The organism is Pseudomonas cimarronensis (assembly GCF_049331905.1).
GTDB lineage: Bacteria > Pseudomonadota > Gammaproteobacteria > Pseudomonadales > Pseudomonadaceae > Aquipseudomonas.
On sequence record NZ_CP186283.1, the window covers coordinates 2,837,019 to 2,853,986 of the forward strand.

14 protein-coding genes are annotated in these 16,968 nt (G+C 59.5%); 12 read left to right on the forward strand and 2 right to left on the reverse strand.

Translation table 11 applies throughout. From position 1 onward, the window contains the following. Positions 1–5: 5 nt before the first annotated feature. The 4 genes from xdhA (at position 6) to guaD (ending at position 6,221) form a co-directional block, all read left to right on the forward strand. The gene (gene xdhA / locus ACOCLD_RS13230) at positions 6–1,445 is read left to right on the forward strand and encodes a xanthine dehydrogenase small subunit (RefSeq protein WP_422909497.1); all 1,440 of its coding nucleotides are present in this window, start codon (positions 6–8) and stop codon (positions 1,443–1,445) included. Beyond that, positions 1,438–3,834: a xanthine dehydrogenase molybdopterin binding subunit gene (gene xdhB / locus ACOCLD_RS13235; RefSeq protein WP_257778373.1), complete on the forward strand. Its 2,397-nt coding sequence runs from the start codon at positions 1,438–1,440 to the stop codon at positions 3,832–3,834. The genes xdhA and xdhB overlap by 8 nt, the downstream gene beginning before the upstream one ends. Before the next feature lie 184 nt (positions 3,835–4,018). Then, a complete protein-coding gene (gene xdhC, locus ACOCLD_RS13240; RefSeq protein WP_422909498.1) occupies positions 4,019–4,855 on the forward strand; it encodes a xanthine dehydrogenase accessory protein XdhC in 837 nt (278 codons plus the stop codon). Positions 4,856–4,916: 61 nt separating this feature from the next. Next, positions 4,917–6,221 (forward strand): guanine deaminase, encoded by a 1,305-nt coding sequence (gene guaD / locus ACOCLD_RS13245; protein ID WP_422909499.1) that lies wholly within the window; start codon positions 4,917–4,919, stop codon positions 6,219–6,221. Between the two features lie 75 nt (positions 6,222–6,296). Here guaD and ACOCLD_RS13250 read toward each other — a convergent pair whose 3' ends face one another. Continuing rightward, positions 6,297–7,055: a GntR family transcriptional regulator gene (locus ACOCLD_RS13250; protein WP_090253579.1), complete on the reverse strand. Its 759-nt coding sequence runs from the start codon at positions 7,053–7,055 to the stop codon at positions 6,297–6,299. A 623-nt stretch (positions 7,056–7,678) separates the two neighbouring features. Here ACOCLD_RS13250 and ACOCLD_RS13255 point away from each other — a divergent pair. Further along, positions 7,679–9,031, forward strand: coding sequence for an NCS2 family permease (locus ACOCLD_RS13255; RefSeq protein WP_422909500.1), 1,353 nt, complete (start codon positions 7,679–7,681; stop codon positions 9,029–9,031). Between the two features lie 67 nt (positions 9,032–9,098). Next, positions 9,099–9,725, forward strand: a complete 627-nt coding sequence (locus ACOCLD_RS13260) for a LysE family translocator (RefSeq protein ID WP_422909501.1) — start codon at positions 9,099–9,101, stop codon at positions 9,723–9,725. A gap of 145 nt (positions 9,726–9,870) precedes the next feature. Here ACOCLD_RS13260 and uraH read toward each other — a convergent pair whose 3' ends face one another. Next, on the reverse strand, positions 9,871–10,224 hold the full coding sequence (uraH, locus tag ACOCLD_RS13265) for a hydroxyisourate hydrolase (protein WP_418904261.1): 354 nt from the start codon (positions 10,222–10,224) through the stop codon (positions 9,871–9,873). A gap of 411 nt (positions 10,225–10,635) precedes the next feature. Between uraH and puuE the strand changes: the two genes are divergently transcribed. The 6 genes from puuE (at position 10,636) to ACOCLD_RS13295 (ending at position 16,951) form a co-directional block, all read left to right on the forward strand. Further along, complete coding sequence (gene puuE, locus ACOCLD_RS13270; protein ID WP_422909502.1) at positions 10,636–11,577, forward strand: allantoinase PuuE; 942 nt, start codon at positions 10,636–10,638, stop codon at positions 11,575–11,577. Next, the gene (gene uraD, locus ACOCLD_RS13275) at positions 11,574–12,089 is read left to right on the forward strand and encodes a 2-oxo-4-hydroxy-4-carboxy-5-ureidoimidazoline decarboxylase (protein WP_422909503.1); all 516 of its coding nucleotides are present in this window, start codon (positions 11,574–11,576) and stop codon (positions 12,087–12,089) included. The genes puuE and uraD overlap by 4 nt, the downstream gene beginning before the upstream one ends. A 50-nt stretch (positions 12,090–12,139) precedes the next feature. Then, entirely contained in the window at positions 12,140–13,135 is a 996-nt protein-coding gene (gene alc, locus ACOCLD_RS13280) for an allantoicase (RefSeq protein ID WP_160014353.1), read from the forward strand. Between the two features lie 60 nt (positions 13,136–13,195). Next, on the forward strand, positions 13,196–13,699 hold the full coding sequence (locus tag ACOCLD_RS13285) for an ureidoglycolate lyase (RefSeq protein WP_422909504.1): 504 nt from the start codon (positions 13,196–13,198) through the stop codon (positions 13,697–13,699). Between the two features lie 49 nt (positions 13,700–13,748). After that, positions 13,749–15,080 (forward strand): urate hydroxylase PuuD, encoded by a 1,332-nt coding sequence (locus ACOCLD_RS13290; protein ID WP_422909505.1) that lies wholly within the window; start codon positions 13,749–13,751, stop codon positions 15,078–15,080. Between the two features lie 374 nt (positions 15,081–15,454). Beyond that, positions 15,455–16,951, forward strand: coding sequence for a nucleobase:cation symporter-2 family protein (locus ACOCLD_RS13295; protein ID WP_257778364.1), 1,497 nt, complete (start codon positions 15,455–15,457; stop codon positions 16,949–16,951). Positions 16,952–16,968: the final 17 nt, after the last annotated feature.

The following is a 16,968-nucleotide window of genomic DNA, read 5'->3' on the forward strand; positions in this document are numbered from 1 at the left end:
CGTCCTTGATCCAGTTTTTACTCAACCGGGAGCTGCGTACTGAGCATGCCCTCGACCCAAACGTCACCGTGCTCAATTACCTGCGTGAGCATGTCGGCAAATCCGGAACCAAAGAAGGCTGCGCCTCTGGCGACTGCGGTGCCTGCACCGTGGTGGTCGGTGAGTTGGATGGCGAGCGCGTGCGTTATCGCACCCTCAACTCCTGCCTGACATTCGTTTCCAGCCTGCACGGCAAACAGCTGATCACGGTTGAAGACCTCAAGCACCAGGGCAAACTGCACAGCGTGCAACAGGCCATGGTCGACTGCCACGGCTCACAATGCGGCTTCTGCACCCCGGGTTTTGTCATGTCGCTTTTTGCCCTGCAGAAGAACAGCAGCGGCTTCGACAAGGCTGACACCATGGAAGCCCTGGCCGGCAACCTGTGCCGCTGCACCGGTTACCGCCCGATTATCGATGCCGCCGAACAGGCCTGCTGCCAAAAGCAGCCAGACCAGTTCGATGCTGCCGAAGCACAAACCGTAGCGCAACTGAAAGCCATCGCCCCGCAGGATACTGCCGAGCTCAACAGTGGCGACAAACGCTGCCTGTTGCCGCTGACGGTGGCGGACCTGGCCGATATCTACGCCGCCAACCCGGAAGCGCGCTTGCTGGCTGGCGGCACCGACCTGGCCCTGGAAGTCACCCAGTTCCACCGTGAACTGCCGGTGATGATCTATGTTGGCCATATCGAAGCGATGAAGCGCGTCGAAGTGACCGCCGAAAGCATCGAAATCGGTGCTGCAACCGCCCTTTCCGATTGCTACGCCGCTCTTTCCCAGGATTACCCGGACTTTGGAGAGCTGCTGCACCGCTTCGCCTCCCTGCAAATCCGTAACCAGGGCACCCTGGGCGGCAATATCGGCAACGCCTCGCCGATTGGCGACGCCCCGCCGCTGCTGATCGCCCTCGGCGCGCAGATCATGCTGCGTAAAGGCAACAGCAGCCGCACTCTGCCGCTTGAAGATTACTTCCTCGATTACAAGGTGACCGCCCGTCAGGAAGCCGAATTTATCGAGAAGATCATCGTGCCGCGCCATCAGGCCAATCAGGCGTTCCGCGCCTACAAGGTGTCCAAGCGTCTGGACGACGACATCTCCGCCGTCTGCGCCGCCTTTAACCTGGTGGTCGAAGATGGCGTGGTGAAAAGTGCACGCATCGCCTTCGGTGGCATGGCCGCTATCCCGAAACGCGCTGCTGCCTGTGAAGCCGCATTGCAAGGCGCGGCCTGGTACCCGGGCGTAATCGAGCGCGCCTGCGCTGCATTGGCCGAGGATTTCACCCCGCTCAGTGACTTCCGCGCCAGCAAGGAATACCGCCTGCTCACTGCACAGAATCTGCTGCGTAAATTCTTCCTCGAGCTGCAAGCTCCCGAAGTCGAAACCCGGGTGACCGCGTATGTCTAATCATCATGTAATTAAAAGCCAGGCCGAACTGGCCGAACTGTTCCGCGCCGACATCACCACGGGCGTCGGCAAGAGCGTCAAACATGAAAGCGCGGACAAGCATGTCTCCGGCGAAGCCATCTACGTCGACGACCGCCTGGAGTTCCCCAATCAGCTGCACGTCTATGCCCGTATGAGCGACCGCGCCCACGCGCGCATCATCAGCATCGATACCAGCCCCTGCTACCAATTCCCGGGCGTGGCGATTGCCATCACCAAGGATGACGTACCTGGCCAGCTGGATATTGGCCCGGTTGTGGCAGGTGACCCGCTGCTGGCGGACGGCAAGGTTGAATACGTTGGTCAGGTGGTATTGGCCGTCGGTGCCGACAGCCTGGAAACCGCACGCAAAGCGGCCATGGCCGCGATCATCGAGTACGAAGACCTTGAACCTGTGCTCGACGTGGTCGATGCGCTGCGCAAGAAGCATTTCGTCCTCGACAGCCATCAGCACAAGATCGGCAACTCCAGCGCCGAATTGGCCACTGCGCCACGTCGCCTGCAAGGCAGCCTGCATATCGGCGGCCAGGAACACTTCTACCTGGAAACCCAGATTTCCTCGGTTATGCCCACCGAAGACGGCGGCATGATCATCTACACCTCGACGCAGAACGCCACCGAAGTACAGAAGTTGGTGGCTGAAGTGCTCGGCGTGCCAATGCACAAGATCGTCATCGACATGCGCCGCATGGGTGGCGGTTTCGGCGGCAAGGAAACCCAGGCCGCAGGCCCGGCGTGCCTGTGTGCAGTGATCGCCCACCTCACCGGCCGGCCGACCAAGATGCGCCTGCCGCGCGTCGAAGACATGCAGATCACCGGCAAACGTCACCCGTTCTACGTCGAGTACGACGTCGGCTTTGACGATAACGGCCTGCTGCACGGTATCGAGATTGAACTGGCCGGCAACTGCGGCTATTCGCCGGACCTGTCCGGCTCGATCGTCGACCGCGCAATGTTCCACTCCGACAACGCCTACTTCCTCGGCAACGCCACCATCAATGGCCACCGCTGCAAGACCAACACCGCGTCGAACACCGCCTACCGCGGTTTCGGCGGCCCGCAAGGGATGGTCGCCATCGAGGAGATCATGGATGCAGTCGCGCGCAGCCTGGGCAAAGACCCGCTGGAAGTACGCAAGCTCAACTACTACGGCAAGACCGAGCGCAACGTCACCCACTATCACCAGACCGTCGAGCACAACGTTATCCACGAGATGACCGCCGAGCTGGAAGCCAGCAGTGACTACGCCAAGCGCCGCGAAGAAATCCGCGCATTCAACGCCAAGAGCCCAGTATTGAAGAAAGGCCTGGCGCTGACCCCGGTGAAATTCGGCATCAGCTTTACCGCCACCTTCCTCAACCAGGCTGGCGCGCTGATTCATATCTACACCGACGGTTCGATCCACCTGAACCACGGCGGCACCGAGATGGGCCAGGGCCTCAACACCAAGGTCGCGCAGATCGTTGCTGAAGTGCTGCAGGTGGACATTTCGCGCATCCAGATCACCGCCACCAATACCGACAAGGTGCCAAACACCTCGCCGACCGCCGCCTCCTCGGGTGCCGACCTCAACGGCAAGGCTGCGCAGAACGCCGCCGAAACCCTCAAGCAGCGTCTGGTTGATTTTCTGGTACGCGAATACAAGGTCACCCCGGAAGATGTGGAGTTCCGCAACAGCCAGGTGCGCGTACGCGACCTGTTCCTTAGCTTCGAGGAAGTGATCCAGAAGGCCTATTTCGGCCAGGTATCGCTCTCCAGTACCGGTTTCTATCGCACGCCGAAGATCTACTACGACCGTGACAAGGCCGCCGGCCGCCCGTTCTACTACTTCGCCTACGGCGCCGCCTGCTCCGAGGTGATCGTCGACACCCTGACGGGCGAGTACAAGATGCTGCGCACCGATATCCTGCATGACGTCGGTGCCTCGCTAAACCCGGCCATCGATATCGGTCAGGTCGAAGGGGCCTTCGTGCAGGGCATGGGTTGGCTGACCATGGAAGAGCTGGTGTGGAACGGCAAGGGCAAGCTGATGACCAATGGTCCGGCTAGCTACAAGATCCCGGCCATTGCCGACATGCCGCTGGACCTGCGCGTCAACCTGGTGGAAAACCGCAAGAACCCGGAAGACACCGTGTTCCACTCCAAAGCCGTTGGTGAACCACCCTTCATGCTCGGCATCGCCGTGTGGTGTGCGATCAAGGACGCCGTGGCCAGCCTGGCGGACTACCGCGTACAGCCGCAGATCGACGCACCGGCCACGCCTGAGCGCGTGCTCTGGGGTGTGGAGCAAATGAAGAAACTGCAGCAGACCGCCAAGTCGGCGGCCGCTGCAGAGGTTGAACCGGCGTAATGCCAAACCGCCTGGGTGGTCACCCACCCAGGCACTGCACACACAGGTGTACAACAATGACAAAACACACCGAGCCAAAAACCCAGACACCCCGACCGATACCCGTACCCATACTGGATCCGTCCCCGAGCAACTGGCGCTTACCACGCCCCGGACAGACCACGCCTTCCTGGAGGCTGAGCAAATGAGCTGGATCAGCGCCCTCGCCGACCTGCAGCAACGCGGTGAACCCTGCGTGCTGGTGACCATCATCGAAGAACGCGGCTCAACCCCGCGCAATGCGGGCTCGAAAATGGTGGTCACCACTGACCGCATCTTCGAGACCATCGGTGGTGGTCATCTGGAGTTCAAGGCGATGGAGCTGGCCCGCGAAATGCTCTGCAGCCGCAGCCAGGACACCCGCCTGGAGCGCTTCAGCCTCGGCGCCAGCCTTGGCCAGTGCTGCGGCGGTGCCACTGTGCTGCTGTTCGAGCCCATGGGCCAGCCCCAGGCACAGATCGCCGTGTTTGGCGCCGGCCACGTAGGCCGCGCCCTGGTGCCACTGCTCGCCAGCCTGCCATGCAAGGTGCGCTGGATCGACTCGCGGGAAAACGAGTTTCCCGAGCAGATTCCCGCCGGGGTGGAAAAAGTGGTCAATGAAGAGGTAATCGACGAGATCGAACGCATGCCTGCCGGCAGCTACTTTATCGTCATGACCCACAACCACCAGCTCGACTTGGAGCTGACCGCCGCAATCCTCAAACGCAACGATTTTGCCTACTACGGCCTGATCGGCTCGCAGACCAAACGTGCCAAATTCGAACACCGCCTGCGTGATCGCGGTTTCGACCCAGGCGTTGTCGCGCGCATGCGCTGCCCCATGGGCATTGCCGAGGTGAAGGGCAAGTTACCGGTGGAAATAGCCGTGTCCATCGCCGGCGAAGTAATCGCCACTTACAACGCGGCCTTTGGCCAAGAGAGCAAAAAGGGCCAGCCCAGCGTGGCCAAGCTGCTGCCCGCCTCTCGCCGAAGCCAGGCCTGACTATTTGCTCAGGCGCCCGCGTGCCTGAGCGACCAACTCCATAGATTGAGATCAGCGTTACATGACTAGCCCAGTGAAAGCCTACCGCGCCGCCATCCTGCACAGCATTGCCGACCCTGCCGTGGTGGGCGTTGAGCAATCCTATGAGTATTTTGAAGACGGTGTGCTGGTCGTCGACAACGGTCAGGTGGCCAAAGTCGGCCACGCCGCAGACCTGCTGCCGACGCTCAAGGGCGTTGAAATCACTGAGTATCGCGATGCCCTGATCACCCCCGGCTTTATCGACACCCATATCCACTACCCGCAAACCGGGATGATCGCCTCCTACGGCGAACAGCTGCTGGATTGGCTGAACACCTACACCTTCCCCACCGAGCAGCAGTTTGCCGACAAAGCCCATGCCGCGGACGTGGCTGGCATCTTCCTGAAAGAGCTGCTGCGCAACGGCACCACCACCGCGCTGGTGTTCGGCACGGTGCATAAACAGTCGGTAGACGCCTTCTTCGAGGCTGCCCAAGCGCTGAACCTGCGCATGATCGCCGGTAAGGTGCTGATGGACCGCAACGCCCCGGACTACCTGACCGATACCCCGGAATCCGGCTACGTCGACAGCAAGGAGCTGATCGAACGCTGGCACGGCAAGGGCCGCCTGCATTACGCGGTGACACCACGCTTCGCCCCCACCAGTACCCCGGAGCAACTGACCCTGGCTGGCAAGCTGCTGGGCGAGTACCCGGATCTGTATATGCACACCCACCTCTCCGAGAATCGCAAGGAAATTGAGTGGGTCAAGGCACTGTTCCCCGAGCGCAAGGGCTACCTGGATGTGTACGACCACTACAAGCTGATCGGCGCCCGCTCGGTATTCGCCCACGGCGTGCACCTGTGCGACGACGAGTGCAAACGCCTGGCCGAAACTGGCTCGGCCATAGCCTTCTGCCCGACCTCCAACCTGTTCCTCGGCAGCGGCCTGTTCGACCTGAATAAGCTCGAAGAGCACGGCGTGCGTGTCGGCCTGGGCACCGATGTAGGCGCGGGCACCAGCTTCAGTCAGCTGCAATCGCTGAACGAGGCCTACAAGGTCATGCAACTGCAGGGCAAGAAGCTCGACCCGTTCAAGTCGCTGTACCTGGCGACCCTCGGCGGCGCCCATGCGCTGTACCTGGACGACAAGATCGGCAACTTCGCAAGCGGCAAAGACGCTGACTTCGTGGTACTCGACTACAACGCCACACCGCTGATCAGCTACCGCATGCAACAGGCCAAGACCCTGGACGAAAAACTCTTCGCCCTGACCATGCTCGGCGATGACCGCGCGGTGAAGGAAACCTTTGCTGCCGGTCAGTCAGTGCACCGCCGCGACTAAGCCTGGTTGATAAACCACCGCAATAAAAAAGCCCGCTGATTAAACGGGCTTTTTTATTTGGGCTGGTATCGCCAATCAGCGGCTTGCGGCTTTCTTCTTACTGCCTGGCAGCAGGTGCGAGAACACCGCATGCAGGTCATCGGAGGCCGTTTCGCCGTCCAGATTGAGCTTGGCGTCAACGCTGTCCATGTGGCGCATCATCAGGTCCACGGCCACCTCAACGTTGCCAGCCTCGATGGCGTCAATCACCTGATCGTGCTCGGCATCCGAGCAATGCGTGCGGCTATTGCTTTCATACAGGGCGATGATCAGCGAGGTCTGCGAAATCAGGCTACGCAGAAAGCCCAGCAGGGTCAGGTTACCGGCCGCTTCCGCGAGTTTCAGGTGGAACTCACCCGACAGGCGAATGCCCATGCCACGATCGCCACGGGCAAAACAGTCGCGCTCATCGATCACCATCTGGCGCAGTGCGGCAATCTGTTCCGGTTTGGCGTTCTTGCAGGCCAGTTCGGTAATCGCCCGTTCGATCATCCGGCGCACATAGAAAATCTGCCGGGCTTCTTCCGCTCCCGGGCTGGCGACCACCGCGCCACGATTCGGGCGCAGCAGTACCACGCCTTCATGGGCCAGGCGTGACAAGGCACGGCGGATGATGGTGCGACTGACGCCGAAGATTTCACCGAGCGCCTCTTCACTGAGCTTGGTGCCAGGAGCCAGACGCTGCTCGAGAATGGCATCAAATATATGGGCGTAAACGACATCGTCCTGAGTCCCGCTGCGAGTGCTCTTGCCTTCGCGCGTCTGCTTCTTAAGGGGCTGCAATTGTTCGTTCATTGTGGCTCGCGTGATCTGGATTCGGCGGTTGCTGATGCAACTCTACTGCGTGTTACCCACTGGTTGGCAAGGTAAGTCAGTGAAAAGTCACAAATAAAAAGCCCCTGCATTGTACACAATGTGATCAACGCGTACACCGCCATCACGCCATCACCACCCTGCCAATGCGCATTGGTGGGCCTTTATCTGCTCTTGCTACTCAGAGTTGCACCTGCAGGAGGAAAAAACTTGGCACAGGGTATACATCTTTTTCACACAAACCCACCTGCAAATCCCCTCTTCAGATCACCCTGATACGCCTTGCGTAGCTGCAGCCAGCGCGCTGCCAGGCCAGCCAAATGGGCGCTTGGCAGGCTATGCCGGTCGCTTTCTTACGCAGGCCATGGCGATCTCGGTAAATCCCCTGTTTCGCATAGATAAAAAAACCGAGTACATCCCGAAATTTAACCAGAAACATTATTTGCTTTTTTTGTATACAACATCATAATCGGCCTCAGTGTGATTTCTTGACCAACAAGTCAGCTAACACGCCAGCAAGCCCAAACGCACCACCTACCTCAAGAGTCGAGCAGCGCGCAGCACAGGCTCTGGGTGGCACACAACAAAAGATGAGGAGTACCCCTGTGGAAAGCGCTAAACAAGAACAACAGGCGACACAGATGCAAGACTTGATAAAGCCCTCCGGCCTACTCGATCGCTTCTTCAAGCTGACCGAGCATCGCACCACCATCAAAACTGAGCTGCTGGCGGGCCTGACGACTTTCGTCACCATGGCCTACATCATCTTCGTCAACCCCAACATCATGGCCTCTGCAGGTGTCGACCACGGCGCAGCCTTTGTTGCCACGTGCATTGGTGCAGCCCTGGGCTGCTTCCTGATGGGGCTGTATGCCAACTGGCCTGTTGGTCTGGCACCCGGCATGGGCTTGAACGCCTTCTTCACCTACACCGTGGTCGGCGAAATGGGCTACAGCTGGCAGATTGCCCTGGGTGCGGTGTTTATCTCCGGCGTGCTGTTCATGATCATGAGCCTGTCGAAGATCCGCGAATGGCTGCTCAACAGCATTCCCATGAGCCTGCGTTTTGCCATGGGTGCGGGGGTGGGTCTGTTCCTTGGCCTGATCGGCCTGAAGACCGCCGGTATTGTCGTCGACAGCCCGGCAACGCTGCTGACCATGGGTTCGTTCGGTGAGCCAAGCGCGATCCTGGCTGCCGTTTGCTTTCTGCTGATTGCCGTACTGAGCCACCGCAACGTGTTTGGCGCCATCCTGTTCAGCATGCTCGGCGTTACCGCCCTGGGCTGGGCACTGGGCCTGGTTGAATACAATGGTCTGGTTTCCATGCCGCCGAGCTTGGCCCCAACCTTTATGGCCATGGACATCGCCGGTGCCTTCAACATTGCCATGGTCAGCGTGATTCTGGCCTTCCTCTTCGTCAACATGTTCGACACCGCTGGCACCCTGATGGGCGTTGCCCATCGCGCCAACTTGGTGGATGAAGACGGCAAGATCCAGAACCTGTCAAAAGCCCTCAAGGCCGACAGTACTTCCAGCGTGGTCGGTGCCATGGTCGGTTGCCCACCGGTAACCAGCTATGTGGAAAGTGCTGCGGGCGTTGCTGCAGGTGGTCGTACGGGTCTGACTGCTGTTGCTGTCGGCGTGCTGTTTCTCTGCGCGATGTTCTTTGCCCCACTGGCCGGCATGATCCCCGCCTACGCGACTGCTGGCGCGCTGATTTATGTAGCGATGCTGATGATGAGCGGCATGGCGCATATCGACTGGAAAGATCACACCGACACCATCCCGGCGATCGTTACCGTGGTCATGATGCCGCTGACGTTCTCCATCGCCAACGGTATCGCCCTGGGCTTCCTGACCTACGCGACACTGAAACTGCTGACCGGTCAACGCGACAAGGTATCGGTAAGCCTGTACGTTCTGTGCATCATCTTTATCGCCAAGTTCGCCTTCCTGTAAGGTTGGCCAGCTAGCCTCAAGCCCCGGCGTATTACGTCGGGGCTTTCGTACATCTGGAGAATCGGTAATGAGCCTGGAAACCTGGCTGTTGTTCGCAAGCGCTGCACTGGTGGTGATTCTGATCCCCGGCCCGCTGTCACTGCTGATGGTCAGCAACAGCCTCAACTACGGCCTGCGCCGCTCAGCTCCGGCTTTTATCGGCGGGGTGTCAGCTTCGATCTGCCTACTGAGCGCTTCCGCCCTGGGACTGGGAGCCTTATTACTGGCCTCAGAACAGCTGTTCAGCCTGCTCAAGCTGGTCGGTGCGCTGTACCTGTTCTACCTCGCCTGGCAGAGCTGGCAGGAGTCACGTAAGGCCGCCAAACCGGTGACGGCCGAAGAGCAGCTGGTCAACCCAAGTTTTCGCAGCATGTTCTGGAAAGCCTTCGGCTTGGGCGCCAGCAACCCTAAGGACATCCTGTTCTTCGCCGCCTTCCTGCCGCAATTCATTAGCGCAGAACGCCCCATGCTGGGCCAGTTGCTGGTGATGATCGCCACCTGGGCGGTGCTCGACCTGTGCTGCAAGCTGTTTTACGGCCTGAGCGCCCAGGGTGCAGCGCGCTACCTGCGTTCGGGCAAGGGCCAGGTATGGTTCAACCGTATCAGTGCTGCGCTGTTTGGCGGTGCCGGCGCTGCCTCACTGCTTAGTCGCTAACGATATTACTGAACTCGCGAAGCCCACAGCCCTGGGCTTCGCAATCCGCCCCATTCAGCCGCTCAAATCGCAGGCAAAAAAAAGCCCGCAGTGTGGGCGGGCTAAGGACTCTTGAATGGAGTCAGAGGGTGACAAGCATTCGGTTTCAGCTACCGCGGTAGGTGGAGTAGCTGTATGGGGAAATCAGCAAGGGCACGTGGTAATGCTCCTGGCCGGCATCGATACCAAAGCGCAGCACCACCACATCCAGGAAGGCCTGTTCAGGCAGTTTGACGCCGCGAGCACGGTAATAATCGCCAGCATGGAAGTGCAGCTGGTACACACCTGTGCGGTATTGCTCACCTTGCAGCACCGGGGCGTCGCAACGGCCATCGTGGTTGGTGAGAACGCTGGTAAGCAGCTCAAGCTGAGCCCCTTCAACGCGATACAGCTCAATCTTCAGTTCGCTGCCAGGGCAACCGTGGGCAGCATCCAGTACGTGTGTAGTCAATCGTCCCATTGCGTATGGGCATCTGCGTGAACCCGCCAGCACAGACGCCGCACCTCCTCTACTTTTATTGAAATTCGCCAGAGCAGTCAGAGCAGTAGCCATAGCGACTGCTCAGCAGAGCACCTGAGCCAGAGAATAAGACATTTACACCAATAATTGTACACAATAATTAGCTATTTTTTGCTTTAAGCGTTGAGCAAAAGCAAACCACAATTGCGGATAAGTGCTTGCCATGCCTGGCCTTAGCCCAAAACTCCTGACGCCATGGACAAATTTGCTGATAACGCACTTTTTCGCAAAATAAGTGAATTTTCGATTTACAAGATGCAAAGCACTTTGTATACAATTAGCCCATCACGGTCGTGCAGCGCATCCATGCCTGCCCAATGACCGCCATAAACAGCAAGAAGGAAGACTGCAGTGAGCGCTGACTATCCACGCGACCTGATCGGTTACGCCAACAACCCGCCCCACCCGCACTGGCCGAATGATGCGCGCATCGCCCTGTCGTTTGTGCTCAATTACGAAGAAGGCGGCGAACGCAACATCCTCCATGGTGACAAGGAGTCCGAGGCGTTTCTCTCCGAAATGGTCGCAGCACAACCGCTTCAGGGCCAGCGTAACCTGTGCATGGAATCGCTCTACGAGTATGGCAGCCGCGCCGGTGTCTGGCGTTTGCTCAACCTGTTCCAGAAACACAACATCCCGCTGACCATCTTTGCCGTGGCCATGGCGGCGCAGCGTCACCCGGATGCGATCAAGGCAATGGCCGCCGCCGGCCACGAGATCTGCAGCCACGGCTATCGCTGGATCGACTACCAGAACATGAGCGAAGCCGAAGAGCGCGAGCATATGCTCGAAGCCATTCGCATCCTCACTGAACTGACCGGCGAACGCCCAGTGGGCTGGTACACCGGCCGCCTCGGCCCGAACACCCGCCGCCTGGTGCGTGAAGAAGGTGGCTTCCTGTATGACAGCGACACCTACGACGACGACCTGCCCTACTGGGACCCGGCCAGCACCGTAGACAAACCGCACCTGGTGATCCCCTACACCCTGGACACCAATGACATGCGCTTCACTCAAGTGCAGGGCTTCAACAAGGGTGATGACTTCTTCGAATACCTGAAAGACGCCTTCGATGTGCTCTACGCCGAAGGCGTGGCCGGCGCTCCGAAAATGCTCTCGATCGGCATGCACTGCCGCCTGCTCGGCCGCCCGGCGCGCCTGGCCTCGCTGGCAAAATTTCTCGAATACGTGCAAAGCCACAAAAAAGTCTGGTGCGCCCGCCGCGTCGACATCGCCAAACACTGGCACGCGACCCATCCGCTGCAAGAGCCATCCAAGGAGAGCTCGAAATGAGCCGTTTTCAAACCCTGACTCCATCGCGCCTGAGCCGCGAAGACTTCGTAAAAGTCTTCGCCGACATTTACGAACACTCGCCCTGGGTCGCCGAGAAGGCTTTTGACCTGGGCCAGGATGACAGCATCGACGAAATCAACGGCCTGCATCAGCGTATGGCCGACCTGTTGCTCAGTGCCAGCCACGCTGCACAGCTGGCGCTGATCAACGCTCACCCGGATCTGGCCGGCAAGGCAGCCGTTCGTGGTGAGTTAACCGCCTCTTCGACGTCGGAGCAGGCCGGTGCGGGCATTCATGAATGCACCGCAGAAGAGTTCGCCCGCTTTACCGAACTGAACGATGCCTACAAGGCCAAGTTCGGCTTCCCCTTCATCATGGCGGTGAAAGGCAGCAATCGGCACCAGATCCTGGCGGCCTTCGAGGAGCGCATTCACAACTCCCCGGAGCAGGAATTCGCCTGTGCCCTGGCCGAGATCAACAAGATCGCGCTGTTCCGCTTGCAGCAGTTGTAGGCCGCAAGCCCACCGCCCTCCCCAACGCCATCATCTAAGGCAGACATTTCATGAAAGCTTACGCCGTACCCTTTGAGAAATACGTCAACCTCGCCGACGCACGCCTGGGCACCAAGGCCATTTCGGTCACCGACGACTGGTTCGCCGACGTTAACCGTCTGTTCCAGCCGACCCCGGCCGTATGGAAGGAGGGCGTGTTCGATGATAACGGCAAGTGGATGGATGGCTGGGAGTCGCGCCGCAAGCGCTTCGAAGGTTACGACAGCGCGGTGATTCGCCTGGGCGTACCGGGCTCGATCAAAGGCGTGGACATCGACACCAGTTTCTTTACCGGTAACTTCCCGCCGTCGGCGTCCCTGGAAGGCTGCTTCGTCGCCGAAGGTGACCCAACCGACGCCACCCAGTGGACTGAGGTGCTGGGCGCAGTCGAACTGCAAGGCAACAGCCACCACTACCACGAAATCAATAACGCCCAGGCCTTCACCCACCTGCGCTTCAACATCTATCCAGACGGCGGCGTCGCTCGTCTGCGGGTTTACGGCGTACCGTTCCGTGACTGGAGCAATGTCGGCGACAACGAGCAGATTGACCTGGCAGCTGCACTGAATGGCGGTCGAGCCCTGGCCTGCTCGGACGAACACTTCGGCCGCATGAGCAACATCCTCAACCCGGGCCGTGGCATCAACATGGGCGACGGCTGGGAAACCGCACGTCGTCGTACCCCGGGTAACGACTGGGTAATCGTCGCCCTCGGCCATCCGGGCGAGATCGAACGCATCGTCGTCGACACCCTGCACTTCAAAGGCAACTACCCGGACAGCTGCTCAATCCAGGGCGCATTCGTCAAAGGTGGCACCGACAGCCAGATCGAAACCCAGAGCCTGTTCTGGCGCGACCTGCTGCCGAGCCAGAAGCTGCAGATGCACGCCGAGCACGAGTTCAGCGAGCAGATCAACGCACTGGGCCCGATCACCCACGTACGGGTGAACGTGTTCCCGGACGGCGGTATCAGCCGCCTGCGTCTGTTCGGCAAAGTCGCCAAGTAAGCCAATAAAACCCCTCTCCCATTGGGAGAGGGGCATAAACGAACGAACAAGAAGACCAACATGCGCACATTGATCATCGAGCCGCTGAGCAAAGAAGCATTCGCCCCCTTTGGTGACGTTATCGAAACCGACGGCAGCGAGTACTTCATGATCAACAATGGCTCCACTCGCCGTTATCACAAACTGGCCACGGTCGAGACCGCACAGTCAGAGGATAAGGCGATCATCAGCATCTTCAGTGCCGAGGCACTGAAGATGCCGCTGACCATTCGCATGCTGGAGCGCCATCCGCAGGGCAGTCAGGCGTTTATTCCACTGCTCGGCAACCCCTTTCTGATCGTGGTCGCGCCAGTTGGCGATGCACCTGAATCAGAGTTGGTCCGCGCCTTCCGCAGCAATGGCAGGCAGGGCATTAATTACCATCGCGGCGTCTGGCACCACCCGGTGCTGACGATCGAAAAGCGGGATGACTTCCTGGTGGTTGATCGCAGCGGTTCTGGCAACAACTGCGATGAGCATTTCTTTACCGACGACGAGCTGCTGCTCCTCGCCCCCCACCAATAAGAGAAGCCCAGAGGACCGGCGTGCCGGCACTGGGGAAGAGGTACTGATTGTGGAAGCGCATTTTACTGAATGGCTGAACCTGGGTATCCGCTGGATCCATATGATCACCGGCATTGCCTGGATCGGCGCATCCTTCTATTTCGTCTGGCTGGAAAACAACCTCAACCGCAGCAATCCCCGCGAAGGTCTGTCGGGTGATCTCTGGGCGATTCACGGTGGCGGTATCTACCACCTGGAAAAATACAAACTGGCCCCGCCGAAGATGCCGGAGAACCTGCACTGGTTCAAATGGGAAGCCTATGCCACCTGGCTGTCGGGCGTAGCGCTGATGCTGGTGGTCTACTACCTCAACCCGAGCCTGTACCTGGTCAAGCCTGGCGTTGATCTGGCCCCGGAAATGGCCATTGTCATCGGCTTTGGTTCGATGATTGCCGGATACATTGCCTATCACTTCCTCTGCGACTCGCCGCTGGGCAAGCAGCCGGCCCTGCTCGGCGCCGTGCTGTTCGTGCTGATCATCGCTGCCGCCTACGGTTTCAGCCAGATCTTCAGCGGCCGCGCGGCTTATATCCATGTTGGCGCGATCATCGGCACCATCATGGTCGGCAACGTGTTCTTCACCATCATGCCGGCCCAGCGCGCGCTGGTTAAGGCCATCGAAGACAACACCACGCCGGACCCAACCCTGCCGGCCAAGGGCCTGCTGCGTTCGCGTCACAACAACTACTTCACCCTGCCAGTGCTGTTCATCATGATCAGCAACCACTTCCCGAGCACCTACGGCAGCCAGTACAACTGGTTGATCCTGGCAGGTATCGCGATGCTGGCCGTGCTGGTACGCCACTACTTCAACACCCGTCATGACAGCAGCAAGTACGTCTGGACTCTGCCAGCCGCAGCACTGGGCATGATCTGCCTGGCCTTTGTCACCGGCCCGAGCATGAAGGCTGCAGCACCGCAGGAGTCGCAAGCCGCAGTAATCAAGTACGCTCCAGTACCAGCCACAGGCATCAGTGGCCATCCGGAAGTTGCTGCCAAGGCGGCCGAAGCCGCCAGCAAACCGGCAGAAGCCGCAGCGGCACCTGAGGCCAGTGCTCCAGCCAAAGCAACCACGGGTGCCGGCGACTTTGCCCAGGTCAACAGTGTGATTCAGGAACGCTGCAGCGTGTGCCACTCGGCTACGCCCAGCAGCCCGATGTTCAGCGCCCCGCCGGCCGGCTTTATCCTCGACACACCAGAGCAGATCAAGGCGCAAGCCGCGAAGATCCATGCGCAAAGCGTTGCTTCGCAGATCATGCCGCTGGGCAACATCACTCAGATGACCCAGGAAGAACGCGAGCTGATCGGCTCGTGGATCGACCAGGGCGCACAGCTCAACTGACCCACCCAAATGCCGCGCCATGGGCGCGGCATTTTCCTATTCCCCGCCAATACTCCGCGCTTCAACTCGCCCCACCTGATTGCCATCCGCAGCTCGCTACACGCGACTGTCAGTGCTGCAACCCATCCAGTCACCTGGGTTTCAGCCTCATAAACCAACCCGATACATCCTCCGAAAGCGGCAGATTCAGCTACCTGACTGGCGGTCCACTTTTTGTGCACAATTTTAAAATAAATTGTTTTTATAGATGTAAACAAGTTGCTATAGTCGAATCATTCTGACCAGCTGGACAACTTCTTGCCAGGTACAGAACAGAGGCGCCGTGAAGCCTCGCCAAGCCCATGACCGTATAAAAACAACTGGCAGGCTCTGATATGACCACGACTCGCAGCACAGAGACCACGGCTCCGCCTGTGGCAAACAACGACCTGATCTACCAACTGCATGACACCCCGGCCTTTGCTCCGGCGATCTTCGCCGCGTTGCAGCACGTACTGGCCAGCTTTGTTGGCATCATCACCCCTACCCTGATTGTCGGTGGCGTCCTCGGCCTCGGCGCCCATGTGCCGTATCTGGTCAGCATGGCGTTGTTCGTCTCCGGCCTCGGCACCTTTATCCAGGCCAAGCGCATCGGCCCGATCGGCTCCGGCCTGCTGTGCCTGCAGGGCACCAGCTTCGGCTTTCTCAGCGTGATTCTCAGCGCCGGGTTTATCGTCAAGGGCCGTGGCGGCAGCGAGGAAGAGATACTCTCGACGATCTTTGGCGTGTGCTTCTGCGCAGCCTTTGTCGAGATCGCCTTCAGCCAGTTCATCAACAAGCTGCGCCGCATCATCACCCCAGTCGTCACTGGCACCATTATCTGTCTGATGGGCTTGTCGCTGATCAAGGTGGCCATGACCGATATCGCCGGCGGCTACGGCGCAGCAGACCTCGGCGCCCTGCACCACCTGGGCCTCGGCGGCCTGGTGCTGGTCACCATCGTGATTCTCAACCGCTTCCCGTCGCAGGTCGTACGCCTGTCGGCCGTGATCATCGGCCTGGTGCTGGGCTTCAGCGTGGCCTGGTTCACCGGCAAGGTGGACTTCGCCAACATGGCCCAGGTGCCGCTGATCAGCGTGCCGGTGCCGTTCAAATACGGCTTCAATTTTGACTGGGTGGCGTTTGTACCAATTGCCGTGATCTTCCTGATCACCCCGCTGGAAACTGCAGGCGATCTGACGGCCAACTCGATCATCTCCAAGCAGCCGGTCAAAGGGCCGCTGTATATGCGCCGGATCAAATCCGGGGTACTCGCCGACGGTTGCAACTCAGCCATGGCGGCGATGTTCAACAGCCTGCCGATGACCACCTTCAGCCAGAACAATGGCGTGATCCAGCTGACCGGCGTGGCCAGCCGTCACGTGGCCTTCTATATCGCTGGCATCCTGGTGCTGCTGGGCCTGTTCCCGGCGGTGGGTGCGGTGCTGCAGCTGATGCCAAAACCGGTACTTGGTGGCGCCACCCTGATCATGTTCGGCACTGTGGCCGTCGCCGGCATCAAGATTCTCACCGAGGCCGGCCTGCATCGGCGTAACGTGCTGATCGTGGCCATCTCTCTGGGTCTGGGCCTGGGTGTTGCAGCCGTGCCGGAGGTGCTCTCGCAGATGCCTGATACGCTGAAGAACATCTTCGGCTCGCCCATCACCATCGGTGCCTTCAGTGCCATTCTGTTGAACATCTTCCTGCCGGAAGAGCATCTGCAGCTGGAAGAAAACGACTACGACCCCGAAGCCCATCTGCACACCGTGCTGCAAAACCCGCAGGACGACAGTGCCGAAGAGGCGTCCAACAGCAGCCGCAACGAACTCAACGTGGCCCCGCGTACCAGCTAAACACCACCTTTTGCCTC

Coding starts and splice junctions, on each gene's coding strand:
- xdhB (WP_257778373.1), top strand. CDS start 1,438: ATGTCTAATCATCATGTAATTAAAAGCCAGGCCGAACTGGCCGAACTG.
- xdhC (WP_422909498.1), top strand. CDS start 4,019: ATGAGCTGGATCAGCGCCCTCGCCGACCTGCAGCAACGCGGTGAACCC.
- guaD (WP_422909499.1), top strand. CDS start 4,917: ATGACTAGCCCAGTGAAAGCCTACCGCGCCGCCATCCTGCACAGCATT.
- ACOCLD_RS13250 (WP_090253579.1), bottom strand. CDS start 7,055: ATGAACGAACAATTGCAGCCCCTTAAGAAGCAGACGCGCGAAGGCAAG.
- ACOCLD_RS13260 (WP_422909501.1), top strand. CDS start 9,099: ATGAGCCTGGAAACCTGGCTGTTGTTCGCAAGCGCTGCACTGGTGGTG.
- uraH (WP_418904261.1), bottom strand. CDS start 10,224: ATGGGACGATTGACTACACACGTACTGGATGCTGCCCACGGTTGCCCT.
- uraD (WP_422909503.1), top strand. CDS start 11,574: ATGAGCCGTTTTCAAACCCTGACTCCATCGCGCCTGAGCCGCGAAGAC.
- alc (WP_160014353.1), top strand. CDS start 12,140: ATGAAAGCTTACGCCGTACCCTTTGAGAAATACGTCAACCTCGCCGAC.
- ACOCLD_RS13285 (WP_422909504.1), top strand. CDS start 13,196: ATGCGCACATTGATCATCGAGCCGCTGAGCAAAGAAGCATTCGCCCCC.
- ACOCLD_RS13295 (WP_257778364.1), top strand. CDS start 15,455: ATGACCACGACTCGCAGCACAGAGACCACGGCTCCGCCTGTGGCAAAC.